The sequence below is a fragment of the Xenorhabdus sp. SGI 60 genome (assembly GCF_056632175.1).
On sequence record NZ_CP196860.1, the window covers coordinates 676,003 to 697,004 of the forward strand.

Consider the following 21,002-nt stretch of genomic DNA (forward strand, 5'->3'; position numbering starts at 1 on the left):
CTATCTTAACAATTAGGGCTGGAAATCACGGACTATTTTGACCAATATCAGTAACTACAAGGAAAGGGAGATAAATCACAGAATGAAACCGTTACAATCTGTGCATTCCTATTGTTTATTGACAGTTGATAGAGAGCGTTATTCATGAAAAACATCAACCCTAGCCAGACAGAAGCCTGGAAAGAATTGCAACAGCATTTTGAGCAAATGAAAAATGTGCATTTGCGGGATCTGTTTGAACAGGACAAAGAACGGTTTGCCGCATTTTCAGCGACATTTGATCAGCAGATTCTGGTGGATTACTCCAAAAACCGCATCACCGCAGAAACGCTGGAGAAATTACAAGCCTTGGCGCAAGAGACTGATGTAGCCAGTGCCATTCGCAGTATGTTCTCTGGTGATAAAATCAATCGTACCGAAGATCGAGCGGTGTTGCATATTGCCCTGCGTAACCGCAGTAATACCCCGATTTTGGTGGATGGCGAAGATGTGATGCCGCAAGTCAATGCGGTGCTGGCGAAAATGAAATCATTCAGTGAACGCATCATCAGCGGTGAGTGGAAAGGCTATACAGGCAAAGCCATTACAGATGTTGTCAATATTGGCATTGGTGGCTCTGATCTTGGCCCTTATATGGTGACTGAGGCACTAAAAGCGTATAAGAATCACCTGAATATGCATTTTGTTTCCAATGTTGATGGCACCCACATTGCCGAAACGCTAAAAGCCTTAGATCCAGAAACCACCTTGTTCTTGATTGCTTCCAAGACGTTTACCACACAAGAAACGATGACTAATGCGCATACTGCACGCCATTGGTTCCTGCAACGTGCTGTTGATGAAGCGTATATCGCGAAACATTTTGCGGCATTATCGACCAATGAACAAGAAGTCATAAAATTCGGTATCGATTCACAAAACATGTTTGAGTTTTGGGATTGGGTAGGGGGCCGCTATTCGCTCTGGTCTGCAATTGGTTTATCTATTGCGATTTCCATTGGTTATGAAAATTTCGAACAGCTGTTGAGCGGCGCTCATGCAATGGATAAACACGTTGAGCAAACCGCCTTCGAGCAGAACATTCCTGTTTTGTTGGCCCTGATTGGCATCTGGTACAACAATTTCTTTGGTGCAGAAACTGAAGCGATTCTGCCTTATGATCAATACATGCACCGTTTTGCTGCCTATTTCCAACAAGGCAACATGGAATCAAATGGTAAGTACATCGATCGTGATGGTAATCCGGTGAATTACCAGACAGGGCCGATTATCTGGGGTGAGCCTGGCACTAATGGGCAGCATGCTTTCTACCAGCTTATCCATCAGGGAACTAAATTGATCCCGTGTGATTTTATTGCGCCAGCAATGAGCCATAACCCAATCAGCGATCACCATAGCAAACTACTCTCTAACTTCTTTGCGCAAACTGAAGCGTTGGCATTTGGTAAAACACAGGTTCAGGTAGAAGCTGAATTTGCGCAAGCAGGAAAAAATGCTCAGGATGTGGCGAGTGTTGTGCCATTCAAAGTGTTTGAAGGTAATCGTCCGACTAACTCCATTTTATTGCGTGAAATTACCCCATTCAGTTTAGGGGCGTTAATAGCCATGTATGAACATAAGATCTTTGTTCAAGGTGCAATTCTGAATATCTTCTCATTTGACCAATGGGGCGTAGAACTGGGTAAACAGTTAGCGAACCGTATTCTGCCTGAATTGCACGAGGCGGAAGCTGTAACCAGCCATGACAGCTCCACAAATGGCCTGATTAACCAATTCAAAGCGTGGCGTTAATCTGAACTTCCATATTATCTAACCCTTCCCTCACCTTAATAATAGTTATTATTGAGGTGAGTTTTTTTGTGATTTACATAATTTGTTAGCAACTTTTAATTTTCTTGGCCTGCAACATGATATCCTCACTCCCCATTCGTTGTGCTGTCGGGGAAATTGCTCTTCCCCGCAATGGAAAAATGACATGGCAGATGACACAATATTAACTTCAACCCCTATCCACTGGTTATCGGCATATGAAAGTAAGCTTCTTCCTGAGTCTATTTTGGCCTGGTTGATGGAAGTTGGCTCAATGACACGTCGCTTTGAACAACATTGTCAGCATGTATCGGTTACTCCTTTCCGGGAAGGTTTTGTCACTTTAGAAGCGTTAGAGGGTGAAAGTGAGCACTTACCTGTAAGTGAAAAATATTGGCTACGTGAAATTGTCTTGTATGGAGATAACACTCCGTGGCTTTTGGGGCGCACAGTGATTCCTGAGGAAACACTCACCGGCCCAGATAGAAAATTGGTGGATGTGGGCACTGTTCCACTTGGGCGTTATCTTTTTAGTGGTAATAATTTAACGCGAGATTATATTCAAATAGGCCTACAGGGGGATCGCTGGGCGCGCCGTTCTTTATTGAGACTGTCAGGCAAGCCACTGCTGCTTACAGAGGTTTTTTTACCGAATTCACCTGCATATAAATAGAATTAAGATCAACAGAACTAAAGGGGAGAAATAGATTGAAGGTCAGTATGACGCAGAATAAATGGCGGGCTTATTGTCGTTTAATGCGTATCGATAAACCCATTGGCACATTATTACTATTATGGCCAACCTATTGGGCATTGTGGATTGCAGCAAAAGGTATGCCAGATTTGCACATAGGGTTAGTATTTACTCTCGGTGTGTTTTTCATGCGTGCTGCGGGATGTTGCATTAATGATTTCGCAGACAGAAAATTTGATGGGTATGTAGAACGGACAAAATCTCGTCCTCTTCCCAGTGGCGATATTACCGAAAAAGAAAGCAAAATCTTGTTTGCCACACTGTTACTCATTTCTTTCGCGTTGGTTCTGACACTGAATAAAATGACGATTGCATTGTCGGTCGTTGGTCTGGCACTGGCGTGGGTTTACCCTTTTGTCAAGCGTGTTAGTCACTTGCCACAAGTTGTGTTAGGTGCTGCTTACGGCTGGTCAATTCCTATGGCATTTGCCGCAGTCAGTGAGTCCTTACCTTTAGAATGCTGGTTGTTATTTTTGGCCAATATCATTTGGTCTGTCATTTATGATACACAGTATGCGATGGTTGATCGTGACGATGACCTGAAAATCGGAGTGAAATCGACCGCCGTGCTTTTTGGGCGCTTTGATAAACTGATCATTGGCATTCTGCAATTCATCATGCTGGGCATTTTGGTCTTGGTGGGTGGGATGGTGAATCTGGGGGGTATCTATTATTGGACGGTATTATTGGCAACAGCACTATTCATTTATCAGCAGAAACTGATCACAAATCGGGAAAGATCTGCCTGTTTTCAGTCGTTTATGAATAATAACTACGTTGGTTTAGTTCTATTCCTCGGCATCTTTTTTAGCTATGTCTAATATAACGGGCGATAAACCGCCCGTTAATTTCTTGTTGCCATCACCAGCCGGGCATTGTTATGGCTGATCTTGCGCTATCTGTATAGGTTCGTTCTGTTCTGGTGGCATACTGACACTTTCAATCGTCAAGCGAATTTCAGGTGACATCAACTCACTCAATACATGATAGAGTTCCTGGGCACTGGTGGTAATCATATCGCCGCTGTCTTGAATATAACCTTCTTCACGCAACGTATTGACCGAGCAAGCAAAAACGGCTTTGTCAAAGAACTCTGGCGCATTGATGCCATGCAGAACTGACAGACGTTGTGCCAGCATCCGGCTCTCTTTTTCCAGTACACCACGGCTGATTTCAGGTGTGGCATTCAACAAAGAGAGCGTTATGGCATAACGTTGCAGCGTTTCCCTAATGCCTGCTGCCAGCAATTGCAGTGGGCGAATACGTGCAGGATTCAGCACCAGCATTTCTTGCTCTTTGTTGCAGATAAGGCATTGGCGCGCTAGCTCATCAATCAAGGTATTGACGACGTCCGGGAGCGTTTCCTTACTGTAACGCATGAAAAGTTCCTGCTTGATCAGCGGATAAATCAGTGCTACCTGTCTGAGCAATTCACTGCGACTAATGCGGCGGTGATGCATAATAATACTGGTAATCAGGGATGGCAGGATCAGTAAGTGCTGGATATTATTACGATAATAAGTCATTAGTACCGCGCTTTCACGTGGCAGGATAATAATATCGCCCAGGCCGTCTTTCTCAACCTCAAACTTATTCATCATAAGAGCGTGATCTAACAACTCTTCTGCGGTTTGGTTTGGCACCGTGATATCGTTAGTGTAAGGCACATTACGCAGTAATTGCAGATAGCAATCTAACTGCTCAATAAGTTGTTCACGAGTAAGTGCTCGCTGACGTGATGACAACAATGCTGTAGTGCATAAATTGATAGCATTAGCTGCGGCAGCATTATTGATATTGACCATAATATTGTCAGCCAGTTTACTGACTGTTGGCGTCAGCCATGTTGGACGCTGAGATTCTATTGGGTCAATGGAGTCACGCCACTCTGGTACATGCTGATTCAGGTATTGTATCAACGGGATCGGTTCACCAAAATTTACGTAACCTTGTCCCAGATTACGTAATTTGCGCAACCCTCGAACCATCTGGAAAAAGCTTTCTTTTTCCTTGGTGGCACCGCGCAGCTCTTTGGCATACGTTGCCACTTCCATCACATATTCATAACCGATATAGATCGGCACAATCGTGATTGGACGAGATTCTCCCCGCAGCATGGCTTGCAAGGTCATGGAAAGCGTCCCCGTTTTGGGATCAAGCAAACGACCAGTACGGGAGCGTCCTCCTTCGACAAAGTATTCAACCGAATAACCGCGGGTAAACAACTCACCGAGATATTCACGAAAGATGGTTGAATAGAGCTTATTGCCTTTAAATGTACGGCGGATAAAGAACGCACCAAGACGACGGAATATCGGACCGGCAGGCCAGAAATTCAGGTTAATGCCCGCCGCAATGTGCGGTGGAACCAGCCCTTGGTGATAGAGTACATAAGAGAGCAGAAGGTAGTCCATATGGCTACGATGGCAGGGAACGTAAACCAGTTCATGACCATCCTGTGCCAACTGACGAACTCGTTCGGCGTTATGAACATTGATACCTTGGTACAAACGGTTCCAGGTCCAACTTAAAACCCGATCGGTCAAGCGTACGGTTTCATAGGAGAAATCCGCAGCAATTTCTTCCAGCATATTGATAGCATTCTGCTTTGCCTTTTCGGGAGAGATTTTCTTGCTACGGGATTCATCAGCAATCGCTTTTTCTATTGCTTTTGATGTCAGTAACTTGTTGAACAGATCCTGTCTGGCAGGCAAACGAGGTCCAACAGCCGCAAGACGCTGGCGGGAATAGTGCATCCGAGCCACACGGGTGAGTTTATTGGCGATGATATTATCTGTACCATGTTCGTCGGCCATACGGCGTAAAGACACAGGAGTGGAAAAACGGACAAAACTATCCCGTCCAAGCCATAAGATGGCAAAAAACTTCTGCACGCCATTTAGCAAGCGTAATTGTGGGGTTGTATGCCCTTCTTGCCCTTCGCGTCCTGGGGAGCGGCCAAACATGACGGAAACAGGCACCATCTGGATATCCAGATCGGGATTATTACGATGCAAGTCCAGATAGGCGTGGAAAATTTTTACAGATTCATGTTTTGGCGCATAACAACGGAACACACGTGGACCGTTATCAATAAAGACACAACTGGGAAGCTGTGTATCACCAATTTCCAAAGGATTCAACGGATCAGGCAGATCTTGCGCCAGACATTGTTGACGCAGAGTCAATAAGTCTGTTTTTGAGCGGTACGGTAATATGTACAAAATAGGCCGAGTCGTATCAAGACGCAGCTCCGCAATAGGATCCGTAGGGATTAGTTTACTTTTTACTAAAAATTTTAGTGGTAAATTCAATAACTTATAATATATTTTACGCCAACCTGACATAACTGCTTTAAGCCTCTTGTTAGCAACGCATCGCAAGGATACCAGAAACGGGTTTTGAGATCTGTGGAAATAAGACAATAATAAGAGCTAAAAGTTATATAACCATACAATCAATAAGTTCATTAAAGAAAATTTTTATGGCAAATCAATCAACAGGTTTGAGTCGCATCATTAAAGCGGCTGGGTATTCGGCGAAAGGAATCAAGGCAGCATGGCAAAATGAAGCGGCATTTCGGCAGGAAACAATAGCCGCCATACTTGCGATCATCATTGCATTTTCTATAGATTTTGGCTTACTTGAAAGACTCCTTCTGATTGGCTCTGTTATGCTGGTGGTCATTGTCGAAATCCTCAATAGTGCCATAGAAGCAGTCGTGGATCGCATCGGTAGTGAATATCATGAATTATCAGGTCGAGCGAAAGATATGGGGTCTGCGGCGGTATTGCTCAGTATACTTTTGGCGCTGTTTATTTGGGGAGTGATCTTTTGGTCGCATTTTATGCGTTGAGGTAGCGTGTTTTTTCAGCAAACTATGTTAGTTCGCTGCTTTTACATGCTGACCGGTTCCCAATTCGGCTTTACCTGTATATACTCACAGTTTGACTGTATAAACAAACAGGGGGCGAAATGAAAGCATTAACGGCCAGACAGCAGCAAGTCTACGACTTGGTGCGTGACCATATTTCGCAAACGGGTATGCCACCAACACGTGCTGAAATTGCAGCGCGTCTTGGTTTTCGTTCACCTAACGCAGCAGAAGAGCATTTAAGGGCTCTGGCGCGTAAAGGGGTGATAGAGATTATCTCTGGTGCATCCAGAGGTATCCGTTTGCTTCTTGAAGAGGAAGATGGAGGAGCAGGATTGCCGTTGATCGGTCGTGTTGCTGCTGGAGAACCACTGCTGGCTCAGGAACACATTGAAAGTCATTATAAGGTTGATCCTGAATTATTCAAACCAAGTGCTGATTTTCTGTTACGTGTCAGTGGGATGTCCATGAAAGACATTGGGATTATGGACGGAGATTTATTGGCTGTGCATAAAACACAGGATGTTCATAATGGGCAAGTCATTGTGGCGCGCATTGAAGATGAAGTCACAGTAAAACGCTTCAAACAAACAGGAAATAAAATTGAACTGATTGCTGAGAATCCAGAATTTAAACCCATTGTTGTTGATTTGAGCGAGCAGAATTTCACTATTGAAGGATTGGCCGTCGGTGTTATTCGTAGCGGGGACTGGTTCTGATTGTAAAGGCGGATAATTGCAGTTTGCCATTCTGGGGCGGTCATTTTTCCCTGAGTCCGTTAAACGTAAGTTCAACGGAAACTTGAAAAATATATGATTATATTAGTTATGACCGCCTCGTTGCTCAATTTGGCTTCAAATGTTTTTTCTTATTTCTTTTTATTTTCTTCAACCGAATGATTGTGCTGGCATATATCGCGCTCTGTACAGGATTCAATCTCATGGCAGGAAGAACACATGCCATGCACTTCTATCACGCTATTTCGCAAGTGAAATCCCGTACCTTGTGCTAGCTGTTGGATAGCTGATTCAATATCCTTTGCATCCTTTTCGGTTACTGAACCACAAAATTCACAGATAAACATTGCCGAAGTATGGCAAGGCTCTTCAAAATGATGGCAAAGTACATAGCTATTTGTAGATTCTATTTTGTGAATAAAACCTTGTTCCAGCAGAAACTCCAACCCACGATAAACTGTTGGAGGCTTGGCTTGTGGCTCGACTTCACGCAATAAATCCAGTAAATCATAAGCGCTTATCGCGCTGGGTTGTTCAGTGATTAAACGAAGAATTTCAAGGCGTTGAGGTGTTAAACGAACCCCTCTTGACAGGCAGATTGTTTCAGCCTGTGCCAGTAACTTTTTTTGATTGATAGTTTTCATTACACCTCTCACCCCGACACGATGCTAATGACGTTAATGTTATCATGTTTTTTAACCTGAGAGTGGGATCTATATGATGTTCAGTTCTCGTCTGATGTGTAACATACCGGTGATACCGGTGAAGAAGAATGGTTCACTTGTCATGATGAAATACTTGAAAATAAAGTTAATCCGTGGATAAGAACAATAAAATGGGCTGAAAAACGGAGAAAATAAAGCTGAAAATATTGGATAATATCCAGGTGCTTAAGTTAATTTATCCGGCCAATTATATTGGAAATTAAAATTATTATATGTTGTTTAAATATGTCATTCTTTATAATTAACACTGGAAATAGTATTCTCCATTACTAATATTAGAGATGGTTTATAAATGATTAATAATATAAAGCTGTTTATTCTAATGGTTCCACTTAGGAAAGAAAAAATCAACATTAAAAAATTCGAAATACATCTTACTTAATTAATGGATTAAAAATGAAAGAATTATTGCAAAACCACCCGAATAATAGAAGATTTCCTGTTAATGGTTTTAGGATAATCAAAAATATCCTCAAGGAAAGAAAGGGAGTGGCATTTCTCAAGCCTGTTCAGGTAGTTGGATTTAGTGTTCTTTGGATTACAACACTTTTGTTAGGGGTATTATCGGTCGGAATAACGATACTGATCTTTGATGCTAATAACGTATCTTCAAAGGGATACATACTTTGGGCTAGCTTGATTGGCTTGAGCTTACTTGGTATATATTTCTCCACTTATAGTTTACAACGCATCAAAAATCTCCCTATTACTGAGCAGAAACGTTATTACTTACAGGCAAAGTATTCTGTTTTGCCGGAAGAAAAGCGTCAGGCATTGCGTTTGCATATCGTTAGTTGTTATTACGATGGTTTTTGGACCGAAACATTAGAACATTACCCTTTAAAAAGCCGTGTTTCTCGCGATAATTACCAATACCGTATCTTGCCCTTATCTGATGCAGAACCTCACCAATCTCAAGTCTATAAAAATTGGGGAATACTTGATGAAAAAGATTATTGGAAAGTATTGCATGATTTATGGGCGGGAATGCACTCAGAGCGTTTTGCGGTTGATGCGGTTTTTACCGATGGAGAAATGTTTAAGGTACTTGGCAATTTAATTGAAGAGCCAGAGGAATATGTACAGCAATGTTCTCGCTCAATTAATGGACGCCCGCCCGCTTTACTTTGGGGATTTGATCTCTGGCGAGCGATAGTTTTGAGCCGAAATTGTTTTGCTGCGGGCTATATTAGTGAAGAAACGGCGTGGAAAAATATACTAAAAACAGCCGATTATGTTTATGAAATTTTTGGCAGCTTCGATGAATTCCATACGAATTATCGGTTAGGTAATGCCTACTGGAGTCGGGATTTTGACACAGTGAAAGGACGCTTGAAAGAGTTTTGGTTTTACAAGGAACACTGTGACTGGCCAATGGCTCAATTACCTTGGCCAAGCCCGAAAGGTATCTTTATGGAACAATATATGAAAGATGGTTTTGCTGATGCGGTCAATTCCATATTGCGCGATCAACAAATGGAAGATTCATTTGACGACGAAGTAATGGATGAGGAGTATAACCATACCGAAATTCGTGTATTGCATTAACAACCTGTAGGGATAGGTATGTATACTCTATGGCACAAAGAAACAATTACAAAAAATACTACAAGTACAAACATGGCAATATATGAATTAACACAGGATAGGTTAATCGAAGTTGAAATGACTTCATTTGAGGCAGAGAAGCTGAAGGAACGACAAGATATTCAGCGTCTTTTAAAATCACAAATTGGAGCCATTAGTCCAGATACATTAGTGATTGCAGAAGAATATAGTCATTTTGTTGGCTCTAATCGCCGCCTTGATTTACTTGGTATCGATAAGTCTGCCAATCTCGTCGTCATAGAGCTGAAGCGGGATGACGATGGTGGTCATATGGAACTTCAGGCGATTCGGTATGCAGCTATGGTTTCGAATCTAACGTGGGAGCAGGCTGTTAGTGCCTACAGGGAATTTTTGAGTCAAACGGAACAAGATATTGATGCTGAAAGTTCGTTGTTGGATTTTCTGGCCTGGGATTCTCCACAGCATAATGATTTTGCTAAAGAAACCCGTATCGTTTTAGCTGCTTTTAGCTTTTCTAAAGAGATTACGACATCGGTTTTGTGGATGAATGATATAGGGATGGATATAACTTGTGTTCGTCTTCAACCTTTTCGAGTAAATGAAAAAATTTTATTGAATGTTGAGCAAATTATTCCTCTTCCCGAAGCAGTAGATTACCAGATAGAGGTACGTCATAAAAAGCGGGAAAAGAGAGCTATTAGCAATGAAAAAGATCACTCATCACTTAATCTGTATGTTAATGAGATGTCTTACCAGCAAGGTTTCCGTAAGTCAGACATTGGTTTTTATACAGTTAAGGCACTCGAGGATCATAAATTAATTGATGAGTCTGGTTTTCACTATCTACGAAATAATAAAACTTGTTCGTTTCAGTTGCTGAAAAAATATGAAGAAATTAAAGGAACAGAAGACAAATACAAAAAGTATCGTACTCAGTTAGAGCCTGAGTTTGATTATCAAGGTGAGGGGTATTACATCGCTAGAAATTGGAGCCTTTCTAGTACAAATCGATTTATTAATGAAATTCAAGAGAAATTCTCGTCACTACACTTTGAATGGAACTAATTCAAGTATTCATTTTTGGTTGAGTTTGAAGCGATCCTTTTCGCTCTGTATAATCGCCCGTCTTGGATAATTTGGGGGAGTTTGTGCTCCCCCTTAATATCTCCTAATGGCAGAATAAGCCGAAATAAACCAGAATATAAAGTGGCGATATCGGCGCTATCTTTTTGATTTTTAAACGAGGTTTGTGATATGCACCCATCATCCCGCTTTTCCGTTGCGCCCATGTTGGACTGGACTGACCGCCATTGCCGTTACTTTCATCGTTTATTGAGTAAGGAAGCACTACTTTACACGGAAATGGTTACAACGGGGGCGATTATTCATGGCAAAGGGGACTATCTGGCCTATAACGAGCAAGAGCATCCATTGGCACTGCAATTGGGGGGCAGTGATCCTCAGGCATTGGCACAGTGTGCCAGGATCGCGCAGGAAAGAGGTTATGATGAAATCAATCTGAATGTGGGTTGCCCTTCTGATCGTGTGCAGAATGGCCGTTTTGGTGCTTGCCTGATGGGAGAAGCAGCGCTGGTAGCTGATTGTATTAAGGCAATGCAGGATGTCGTGGATATTCCTGTTACCGTTAAAACTCGCATCGGAATTGATGAACAGGATAGCTACGAGTTTTTGTGTGATTTTATTGATATTGTTGTGAAAAATAGTGATTGTGATAATTTTATTATCCATGCACGTAAAGCGTGGCTTTCTGGTTTAAGCCCGAAAGAAAACCGTGAAATTCCACCTTTGGATTATCCGCGAGTCTATCAATTGAAACGGGATTTCCCCCAACTGACGTTTTCAATTAATGGCGGTATTAAATCGTTGGAAGAGGTCAAGCAGCATTTGCAGTATATGGATGGTGTGATGGTTGGACGAGAAGCCTACCAAAATCCATCCATTCTGGCACATGTGGATTGTGAGTTGTTTGACCAAACAGTTCCAGTGACCAATACGGTTGAGGTGGTTAAGGCGCTTTATCCTTATATTGAACAAGAGCTATCCAAAGGCACTTATTTAGGGCATATCACCCGCCATATTTTAGGCATTTTCCAAGGGATCCCTGGGGCACGTCAGTGGCGTCGTCACTTAAGTGAAAACGCCCATAAGCCGGGCGCTGATATTATGATTGTTGAAAAAGCGTTGGAAATGGTGACAGAGCGGATGTAAATCCGCTCAGGAGTTTTGTCTGAAATTATGGAATCAATAAGCTGGAGCCGTGGGTTGCACGGTTTTCCAGCGTCTGGTGTGCTCTTACTGCTTCTCTCAGTGGAAACTTCTGGTCTTCTGGTACATCCACATTGATTTTGCCGCTGGCAATTAAAGCAAACAATGTCTTGCTGGCTTCTGCTAACTCTTCGCGAGTCGTGATATAGCTATTAAGAGAAGGACGGGTGAGAAACAGTGAACCTTTCTGATTGAGGATACCCAAATTCACTCCGGTTACGGGACCTGAAGCGTTACCAAAACTGACCATCAAACCTTGTCGTTTCAGGCAATCCAGTGAATCTAGCCATGTCTCTTTGCCAACAGAATCGTATACGACACCAACTTTTTCCCCGCCAGTAATAGCCAGGACGCGTTCTACAATATTCTCGCGACGATAATTGATGGTTTGCCATGCTCCTGCTGCTTTGGCGAGCACCGCTTTTTCGTCTGAACCTACTGTGCCAATCAATTTCGCGCCCAGTGCTTTTGCCCATTGGCAGGCAATCAAACCAACACCACCGGCGGCGGCATGAAATAGAATGGTTTCTCCTGTCTGGAGCTTATGTGTCAAATTGAACAGATAGTAAACAGTCAGGCCTTTTAAAAATGCCGCAGCCGCTTGTTCGAACGAAATCTCATCCGGCAACAGTGCTAATTTGTTTTCAGGAACGTTGTGTATTTCACTGTAAGCACCTAAGGCTGACTGGGCATAAACCACACGATCACCGACTTTAATTGATGTCACATTGGAGCCAACTTTAGTGACAATGCCTGCGGCTTCTGTTCCCAAGCCACAGGGCAGGCAGGCTGGTGGATATAAGCCACTGCGTATGTAGGTATCAATATAATTAATACCGATGGCTTTGTTTTCGACTTGTACTTCATCAGGAGCAAGGTCAGCAGGTATAAATTCACAATATCGGAGTACTTCTGGGCCGCCAATGGCGGATAATTCGATGTGTTTTGCCATGGTAACTCTCTCATTATGTTAGAAATATTGGGAACAGCCTCGCACGTTTGCAATGAAATAGCTACAAATAGCGCGTTAATGTATCTGAAATCATTACAGACTATACGCATTAAACTTCAAGTTGCAATTTACAACACGATATGAAACCGGATTTCCCCCGATTTGCGGGGAGAAATCACACGCATCTTGAAATTAGATTGGTATATCTATAATTACTCAAGGCTGTTTTCATGGCGTATACTGATACCCTATTTCGTTTTTTGTTTAGTGGATTGATGCGGTATACATGGCTGGAAAAAAACCAACTAACAACAGTATGGCTGAACCAAAAGATCGCCAAGTGGAAGGGCTGAAACTTCCACCACACTCTTTGGAAGCAGAGCAATCCGTGTTAGGCGGTTTGATGCTGGATAATGAACGTTGGGATAATGTATCCGAACGGGTTAGCAGCAATGACTTTTTTAGCCGACCACACAGGCGTATTTTCGCTGAAATGCAGCGTTTGCTCGAAACAGGCAAACCTATCGACCTGATCACATTATCGGAATCTCTTGAACAGAATGGCGAACTCGATAATGTCGGAGGGTTTGCCTATCTTGCTGAATTGTCGAAAAATACCCCGAGTGCGGCGAATATCAATGCCTATGCTGATATTGTCCGCGAACGTGCGGTAGTACGTGATATGATCGCGGTCGCCAATGAAATTGCCGATGCAGGATACGATCCACAAGGGCGAACCAGCGAGGAATTGTTGGATTTAGCTGAATCACGAGTATTCCAGATCGCAGAAAATCGGGCAAATAAAGACGAGGGTCCGAAAGGTATTGAACAGATCCTGGAAGAAACCGTTGAACGAATTGAACAGCTCTATCAGCGCCCGCATGATGGCGTAACAGGCGTTTCTACCGGCTATCAAGATCTGGATAAGAAAACCGCAGGATTGCAAAAATCAGATTTAGTTATTGTAGCGGCGCGTCCTTCAATGGGTAAAACGACTTTTGCGATGAACCTGTGTGAAAACGCGGCTATGATGCAGGATAAGCCTGTATTGATTTTCAGCCTTGAGATGCCCGGCAACCAGATCATGATGCGTATGCTGGCATCTCTGTCCCGCGTAGATCAAACACGCATTCGTACCGGTCAACTTGATGATGAGGATTGGGCACGAATTTCCAGTACGATGGGAATTTTGCTGGAAAAACGCAATATGTATATTGATGACTCATCCGGTTTGACGCCAACAGAAGTGCGTTCCCGTGCGCGACGAATTTTCCGCGAACACGGTGGACTCAGTTTGATAATGATCGACTACCTGCAATTGATGCGAGTCCCTTCTTTATCCGACAACCGAACACTGGAAATTGCGGAAATATCCCGCTCACTGAAAGCTCTGGCAAAAGAGCTTCAGGTGCCAGTTGTTGCACTCTCCCAACTTAACCGTGGTTTGGAACAGCGAGCTGATAAACGTCCGGTTAACTCCGATCTGCGTGAATCAGGCTCTATCGAACAGGATGCTGACTTGATCATGTTTATTTATCGTGACGAAGTTTATCACGACAACAGTGAACTGAAAGGTGTGGCAGAAATCATCATTGGTAAACAGCGTAACGGCCCTATCGGTGCAGTAAGGCTGACGTTTAATGGTCAATGGTCACGATTCGATAATTATGCCGGGCCAAGTTACAGCGACGAATAAACCTAAGGGCCTATCACTCATGTTCAAATGACTTCAATAATCAACATTGAAGATAGGCTGTTATTTATCAAACCTGACTGAAAAATTATAAAAAAGGGGATGGAATGAAAGCGGCTACTGCTGTTATCGACCGCCGCGCTCTGCGACACAATTTGCAACAGGTAAGGAAGCAAGCTCCTGACAGTAAACTGATTGCAGTTGTGAAAGCAAACGCCTATGGACATGGTTTATTGGAAACTGCGCGCACAATGGAAGATGCTGATTGCTTTGGTGTCGCTCGCATTGGGGAAGCGCTAGCCCTGCGCAGTGGTGGGATCGTCAAGCCAATCTTACTCTTGGAAGGTTTTTTTGAAGCGGCAGATCTGGCAGTTTTAGTCGTTAATCATATTGAAACCGTGGTGCATAGCATTGAGCAGCTTGAAGCGTTAGAACAGGCAGATTTATCCCACCCGATTAAAGTGTGGATGAAACTCGATACAGGTATGCATCGTCTGGGGATCAGGATTGATGAAGCAGATGAGTTTTATCAACGCCTGAGCCGCTGTCGTAACGTTGAACAACCCGTTAATCTCATCAGTCATTTTAGCCGTGCAGATGAACCTGCAGTTGAAACGACCCAGCAGCAAATCGAGCGCTTTATGGCATTTATTGCGGATAAAGCTGGTGAAAAATCCATCTCTGCATCGGGGGGGATTTTATTATGGCCAAAGGCACACTTAGACTGGGTTCGTCCCGGCATCATGATGTATGGTGCCGCGCCGATGGCGGATAAAACTGCGGCTGACTTTAATTTACTCCCTGCAATGACACTCAAATCTGGTTTAATCGCGGTACGTAAGCACAAAGCGGGTGAAGCCGTGGGATATGGTGGTACGTGGAGCAGTGAATGTGATACATATCTTGGTGTTGTGGCGATGGGATATGGTGATGGATATCCCCGCAGTGCACCTGTCGGTACACCAATATTTATTAATGGTCGGGAAGTACCCCTTGTTGGTCGTGTATCTATGGATATGATTACGGTGGATTTGGGACCGGTATGTCAGGATAAAGTTGGTGATGAAGTAATCCTCTGGGGGAATGTCCTGCCTGTTGAAAAAATTGCGGAGCATTCGGGGATCAGCGCTTATGAGCTGATTACGAAACTGACCTCACGCGTTGCAATGGAATATCTAGACGAATAATCTGGGTAAGTTATATTGTCTGTTTATTGGTACTTTTAATATATAACTCAATAGCAGGGAGTATAACGTCATGTTCCAGAATGTTGATGCGTATGCGGGCGATCCTATTCTGTCGTTAATGGAAGAATTCAAAAACGATCCCCGTGCAGAAAAAATAAATCTGAGCATCGGGCTGTATTACGATGAACAGGGTATAACCCCAAAATTACAGGCTGTTGCAACTGCTGAAAAACAAATAAACGCCTTGCCACAGTCTGCTTCCCTTTACCTCCCAATGGAAGGGTTGCTTGCCTATCGTACGGCAATTCAGGAACTGCTGTTCGGCAAAGATCACCCATTATTAAACCAACAACGTATTGCCACGATTCAAACACTGGGCGGCTCAGGCGCATTAAAAGTAGGGGCTGATTTTTTACACCGTTATTTCCCTGATTCTGAAGTATGGTGCAGTGATCCGACATGGGAAAACCATGCCGCTATTTTTGCCGGAGCAGACGTCAAAGTGAACTATTACCCTTATTTTGATGCTAAAACCAAAGGGGTAAAATTTGACGAAATGCTGGCAACATTCAAGCAATTGCCCGTAAAAAGCATCATTTTGATGCATCCTTGCTGTCATAACCCAACAGGTTCCGATCTCACCAATGACCAATGGGATCAGGTGGTTCAGGTTGTAAAAGAGCGAGAATTGATTCCTTTCCTTGATATCGCTTATCAGGGATTTGCCGATGGTATGGAAGAAGATGCCTACGCGATCCGCGCAATGGCCAATGCGGGTTTACCTTGTCTGGTCAGCAACTCGTTCTCGAAAATTTTCTCGCTGTATGGTGAGCGTGTTGGTGGATTATCAGTTATCTGTGGCGATGCCAACGTGGCTGAACACGTCTTGGGACAATTGAAAGCGACGGTGCGCCGTATTTACTCCAGCCCACCAAATTTTGGCGCGCAGATTGTTGCCAGGGTATTGAGTAACCCTGAATTAAAAAACCAATGGCTGGATGAAGTTGAACGGATGCGTCTGCGTATTCTGGAAATGCGAACAGTATTGGTAAGTGCCCTGCAACAAGCGCTACCAGAAAAAAACTTTGATCATTTACTGAAACAGCGTGGAATGTTCAGTTACACCGGATTCAGTCAGGCACAAGTTGATAGATTACGTGAAGAGTTTGGCGTCTATCTGGTCGGTTCTGGCCGCGTTTGTATGGCTGGCGTGAATCATCATAACGTACAACGCATTACAGAAGCGTTTGCTGCGGTGAGTTAGTCATTTTTATTGCCTGCACGCAAAGAAAATTAGAGAAAAGAGCCTGATTGAAAACATTCAGTTGAAAAAAGTAGAAGGCTATTGGAATTATGTAGCCTTCTGTTTTAATAGTTTCAATATAAATAAAAATTACTTTTGCAATAATTGATAGAATGTTGGGTTATCATCACATTGCCCGCTACCACATTCCAATAGGGTAGAAACCAAATTGGCGGCAATTAAAAATGCGAACAATCCCATGACAATTTTGCCTAATGTTGGTGGTGTGTATCTTGCTGAATCAACATTGCCTGCTTTCAGGGGCATAATAGCTGCGATGGCAATAATAGTCAGGATAGATAGAATTGCAGCCCAGGTATAAAAATGCAGACCGAAGAAAGTTGAACCATATCCCATATCTCCCGGCATGATATGGAGAGAAACCTGACGCATGGCAATGAAACCAGTCACAATGCAGCCAAGCAGTGAAAGGCTATAATGGACATTTTTTATGCCGAAATAAATATTAAACAAAAATCCAAAACCAATCATGATTATGCCAGCTCGCTGCAATAAACATAATGGGCAGGGAAGTTCAAAACGCGCTAATTGATAATAAAATGCGACTATCAAAACAATACTAATACCTAACAATCCCAGAATATTCAAGGCCATTGCAAGATTAATATTACGTGGTGCTGACATTGTGTTATTCATTACGGCCTCCGATTAGAAAGAAAGGTTCAATGCATCAGTTGCATGGTATTTAAACCAAAATACCGTGATGATGAATAAAGCAAACCACAGGGTATACGTCAGCTTTTTTTGCCGGTAATGATAGTGACGATTATAACTAGCGCAATTAAGAACGGTAAAAACATGTACATGTTTAATCTCCATTATAAATTTGAAGCATATGTAATGTCATTATGACATTAATACTTTGGTAATGTGAGCATTAATAATATTAGAACAACAATACAATATTAATTCAGGAAAAATTGTTTCATCTGAATTGGCTGTAAGAAAAAGCATTTCTACACGTAGGAAGATGAATTTGATTAATAATTGTGTAGAAAATAAATAAAATCCTCCCCGCTATGTGGGGGAGGATTCGGGGGAGGATTGTCAGCAATTTTAGGTGTTGGTCGAAATTAATAAATTAATTGCGTTCAAGTACCGATTTCAAAAAGCGAGCAGTGTGAGATTTTTCACACTGAACCACTTCTTCTGGTGTTCCTGAAACCAATATTTCCCCGCCACCGCTACCACCTTCAGGGCCAAGATCAACAATCCAATCAGCAGTTTTGATTACATCCAGGTTATGTTCAATAACGACAATAGTATTTCCTTGATCCCGCAATTGATGCAGAACGGACAATAGTTGCTGAATATCCGCAAAATGTAGGCCGGTTGTTGGCTCATCAAGAATATACAGTGTCTGGCCTGTACCCCGTTTAGATAATTCCCGTGCCAGTTTTACCCGTTGTGCTTCCCCGCCAGAAAGTGTCGTTGCGGATTGCCCCAGACGAATATAGGAAAGACCGACATCTATCAAAGTTTGCAATTTACGGGAAAGGGCAGGAACTGCATCAAAAAACTCACGAGCCTCTTCGATGGTCATATTCAGCACTTCATTAATATTCTTGCCCTTATATTTGATTTCCAGCGTTTCGCGATTGTAACGCTTGCCCTTGCATTGGTCACAAGGCACATAAACATCAGGCAAAAAATGCATCTCAACTTTAATTACGCCATCGCCCTGACAGGCTTCACAGCGCCCGCCTTTAACGTTGAAACTGAAACGCCCCGGTGTATAGCCACGGGTACGGGATTCAGGAACGCCTGAGAATAACTCTCTGACAGGCGTAAATATGCCAGTATAAGTGGCAGGGTTTGAACGAGGGGTTCTGCCAATCGGGCTTTGGTCGATATCGATCACTTTGTCAAAGTGCTCAAGACCCTGGATATCGATATAAGGAGCAGGATTAATATTTGTGGCTCCGTTTAACTGACGCTGTGCAATAGGGAATAACGTATCGTTGATCAATGTTGATTTACCGGAACCAGAAACACCTGTAACACAAGTAAACAGGCCAACAGGTAGTTTTAATGTCACCTTTTTCAGGTTATTGCCTTTTGCGCCAATCAATTTCAGCATTTTATCTGGATTAACAGACACGCGCTGCTCTGGAATAGCAATTTGACGTTCACCACTGAGGAATTTTCCGGTGAGCGATTTTGGGCTTTCCATGATATCGCTGAGTGTTCCTTCGGCAACAATCTCGCCACCATGTATGCCCGCGCCTGGTCCGATGTCAATAATATGGTCAGCCGCACGGATGGCATCTTCGTCATGCTCGACAACGATAACCGTGTTGCCTAAATTGCGCAGGTGCAGCAAAGTTTCCAGCAAACGCTCATTATCTCTTTGATGCAGGCCAATGGAAGGCTCATCCAGCACATACATCACACCGACAAGACCCGCACCAATCTGGCTCGCCAAACGGATACGCTGGGCTTCCCCGCCGGAAAGCGTTTCTGCGGAACGGGAGAGTGTCAGATAATTCAAGCCAACATTTACCAAGAATTTCAGGCGATCACGGATCTCTTTCAGGACTTTTTCGGCAATTTGGGCGCGTTGTCCACTCAGTTTGATATTTTGGAAAAACGCCATTGCATGACCGATGCTGAAATCCGAAATTTGTGGCAGCGTCGTATTTTCGATAAAGACATAGCGTGCTTCCTTACGCAGTCGCGTTCCATCGCAGGAAACGCAAGATCGATTACTGATATATTTTGCCAATTCTTCCCGCACAGCGGTAGATTCCGTCTCTTTATAGCGGCGTTCCATATTATGCAGAACACCTTCGAACGGGTGGTGACGGACAGTCTCATCACCACGATCATTGGTGTATTTAAATTCAATGGATTCTTTACCTGAACCATATAAAACCACTTTCTGAATGGTTGGGCTTAATTGATTAAATGGTATTTCGATATCGAATTTGTAGTGTTCTGCTAGTGATCTCAACATTTGGAAGTAATAGAAATTACGGCGATCCCAACCACGGATCGCCCCGCCGGCAAGGGAGATACCTTCATTCTGGACAACCCGTTCGGGATCAAAAAATTGCTGAACCCCTAATCCATCACAAGTAGGGCAAGCGCCTGCGGGATTGTTGAAGGAAAACAGGCGAGGTTCCAACTCGCTCATACTATAGCCACATATTGAGCAGGCAAAATTGGCGGAGAAGACCAGTTCTTCGGCCTGGGTATCATCCATATTGGCAATGACGGCAGTACCACCGGAAAGTTCCAACGCGGTTTCGAATGATTCCGCCAATCGTTGGGAGAGGTCGGCACGCACTTTAAAGCGGTCGACGACGACTTCGATAGTGTGTTTTTTCTGTAATTCGAGTTTTGGTGGATCGGAAAGGTCGCACACTTCACCATCAATACGGGCGCGGATATAGCCTTGTGTGGCAAGATTATCCAGCAACTTGAGATGTTCACCCTTACGTTCTTTGACGACAGGAGCCAGCAGTATCAGGCGTTGGCCTTCTGGTAGTGCCAGAACGTTATCTACCATCTGGCTGATCGTTTGTGCCGCCAGAGTGATATTGTGTTCAGGACAGCGTGGTTCACCCACTCGTGCAAATAGCAGACGAAGATAATCGTGAATTTCAGTTATTGTTCCGACCGTAGAGCGGGGGTTATGGGAAGTAGACTTTTGTTCAATGGAAATAGCCGGAGATAGCCCTTCAATATGATCAACATCCGGTTTTTCCATCAGTGACAAAAACTGGCGAGCGTATGCAGAGAGGGATTCAACATAGCGACGTTGCCCTTCCGCATACAGGGTATCGAAAGCCAAAGATGACTTACCGGAACCAGATAGCCCGGTAATGACTATCAGCTTGTCACGGGGAATTATTAAATTGATATTCTTAAGATTATGGGTACGGGCGCCCCGAACTTCGATGTTATCCATATACCACTTCCCAGATTATTGATAGTGCAAAACGCATTATTATCGCACAAATATTGCTGAATAGACATACAGTGTTTAACGGACAATCGTGCTGTAACCATGACAATGTAAAGTACGATGCGCTTCGCAAAGTATAATATAACGGTTCTCTGTTTAAACTTATCCCTCGCATGGTAAAC

17 protein-coding genes are annotated in these 21,002 nt (G+C 43.3%); 11 read left to right on the forward strand and 6 right to left on the reverse strand.

All coding sequences use genetic code 11. The annotated features are described in order from the left end of the window. Window positions 1–144 precede the first annotated feature (144 nt). From pgi to ubiA, 3 genes are all read left to right on the forward strand, one after another. Entirely contained in the window at window positions 145–1,791 is a 1,647-nt protein-coding gene (gene pgi / locus ACSJJG_RS03105; protein ID WP_481088444.1) for a glucose-6-phosphate isomerase, read from the forward strand. Between the two features lie 184 nt (window positions 1,792–1,975). Beyond that, on the forward strand, window positions 1,976–2,482 hold the full coding sequence (ubiC, locus tag ACSJJG_RS03110; RefSeq protein WP_481088445.1) for a chorismate lyase: 507 nt from the start codon (window positions 1,976–1,978) through the stop codon (window positions 2,480–2,482). Between the two features lie 47 nt (window positions 2,483–2,529). After that, window positions 2,530–3,384 (forward strand): 4-hydroxybenzoate octaprenyltransferase, encoded by an 855-nt coding sequence (ubiA, locus tag ACSJJG_RS03115; RefSeq protein WP_481088446.1) that lies wholly within the window; start codon window positions 2,530–2,532, stop codon window positions 3,382–3,384. Between the two features lie 57 nt (window positions 3,385–3,441). Here ubiA and plsB read toward each other — a convergent pair whose 3' ends face one another. Further along, complete coding sequence (gene plsB, locus ACSJJG_RS03120; RefSeq protein WP_481088447.1) at window positions 3,442–5,910, reverse strand: glycerol-3-phosphate 1-O-acyltransferase PlsB; 2,469 nt, start codon at window positions 5,908–5,910, stop codon at window positions 3,442–3,444. 137 nt (window positions 5,911–6,047) lie between these two features. Between plsB and ACSJJG_RS03125 the strand changes: the two genes are divergently transcribed. Both ACSJJG_RS03125 and lexA read left to right on the forward strand, forming a co-directional pair. Then, on the forward strand, window positions 6,048–6,419 hold the full coding sequence (locus ACSJJG_RS03125; protein ID WP_481088448.1) for a diacylglycerol kinase: 372 nt from the start codon (window positions 6,048–6,050) through the stop codon (window positions 6,417–6,419). 119 nt (window positions 6,420–6,538) lie between these two features. Next, entirely contained in the window at window positions 6,539–7,156 is a 618-nt protein-coding gene (gene lexA, locus ACSJJG_RS03130) for a transcriptional repressor LexA (RefSeq protein ID WP_481088449.1), read from the forward strand. A gap of 149 nt (window positions 7,157–7,305) precedes the next feature. On the opposite strand, the gene zur is transcribed toward lexA, so the two are convergent. Further along, window positions 7,306–7,818 (reverse strand): zinc uptake transcriptional repressor Zur, encoded by a 513-nt coding sequence (gene zur / locus ACSJJG_RS03135; protein ID WP_047769944.1) that lies wholly within the window; start codon window positions 7,816–7,818, stop codon window positions 7,306–7,308. 477 nt (window positions 7,819–8,295) lie between these two features. On the opposite strand from zur, the gene ACSJJG_RS03140 reads away from it, so the two are divergent. From ACSJJG_RS03140 to dusA, 3 genes are all read left to right on the forward strand, one after another. Beyond that, entirely contained in the window at window positions 8,296–9,447 is a 1,152-nt protein-coding gene (locus tag ACSJJG_RS03140) for a DUF1266 domain-containing protein (protein WP_481088450.1), read from the forward strand. Between the two features lie 18 nt (window positions 9,448–9,465). Continuing rightward, the gene (locus ACSJJG_RS03145; protein ID WP_481088451.1) at window positions 9,466–10,533 is read left to right on the forward strand and encodes a hypothetical protein; all 1,068 of its coding nucleotides are present in this window, start codon (window positions 9,466–9,468) and stop codon (window positions 10,531–10,533) included. 189 nt (window positions 10,534–10,722) lie between these two features. After that, window positions 10,723–11,697, forward strand: a complete 975-nt coding sequence (gene dusA, locus ACSJJG_RS03150; RefSeq protein WP_481088452.1) for a tRNA dihydrouridine(20/20a) synthase DusA — start codon at window positions 10,723–10,725, stop codon at window positions 11,695–11,697. 25 nt (window positions 11,698–11,722) lie between these two features. Here dusA and ACSJJG_RS03155 read toward each other — a convergent pair whose 3' ends face one another. Beyond that, entirely contained in the window at window positions 11,723–12,706 is a 984-nt protein-coding gene (locus ACSJJG_RS03155) for an NADPH:quinone reductase (RefSeq protein WP_481088453.1), read from the reverse strand. Window positions 12,707–12,992: 286 nt separating this feature from the next. Between ACSJJG_RS03155 and dnaB the strand changes: the two genes are divergently transcribed. The 3 genes from dnaB (at window position 12,993) to ACSJJG_RS03170 (ending at window position 16,850) form a co-directional block, all read left to right on the forward strand. Continuing rightward, on the forward strand, window positions 12,993–14,402 hold the full coding sequence (gene dnaB / locus ACSJJG_RS03160) for a replicative DNA helicase (RefSeq protein ID WP_481088454.1): 1,410 nt from the start codon (window positions 12,993–12,995) through the stop codon (window positions 14,400–14,402). Window positions 14,403–14,506: 104 nt separating this feature from the next. Continuing rightward, window positions 14,507–15,586 carry an alanine racemase gene (gene alr, locus ACSJJG_RS03165; RefSeq protein ID WP_481088455.1) on the forward strand — a complete coding sequence of 360 codons (1,080 nt, stop codon included), beginning with the start codon at window positions 14,507–14,509 and terminating at the stop codon, window positions 15,584–15,586. Window positions 15,587–15,656: 70 nt separating this feature from the next. Beyond that, window positions 15,657–16,850, forward strand: coding sequence for an amino acid aminotransferase (locus tag ACSJJG_RS03170; protein ID WP_481088456.1), 1,194 nt, complete (start codon window positions 15,657–15,659; stop codon window positions 16,848–16,850). Window positions 16,851–16,979: 129 nt separating this feature from the next. On the opposite strand, the gene ACSJJG_RS03175 is transcribed toward ACSJJG_RS03170, so the two are convergent. From ACSJJG_RS03175 to uvrA, 3 genes are all read right to left on the reverse strand, one after another. Then, entirely contained in the window at window positions 16,980–17,546 is a 567-nt protein-coding gene (locus ACSJJG_RS03175) for a disulfide bond formation protein B (RefSeq protein WP_481088457.1), read from the reverse strand. Window positions 17,547–17,558: 12 nt separating this feature from the next. Then, complete coding sequence (locus ACSJJG_RS03180; RefSeq protein WP_481088458.1) at window positions 17,559–17,729, reverse strand: DUF5993 family protein; 171 nt, start codon at window positions 17,727–17,729, stop codon at window positions 17,559–17,561. Window positions 17,730–17,991: 262 nt separating this feature from the next. Next, on the reverse strand, window positions 17,992–20,823 hold the full coding sequence (gene uvrA / locus ACSJJG_RS03185) for an excinuclease ABC subunit UvrA (RefSeq protein ID WP_481088459.1): 2,832 nt from the start codon (window positions 20,821–20,823) through the stop codon (window positions 17,992–17,994). Window positions 20,824–21,002 lie beyond the last annotated feature (179 nt).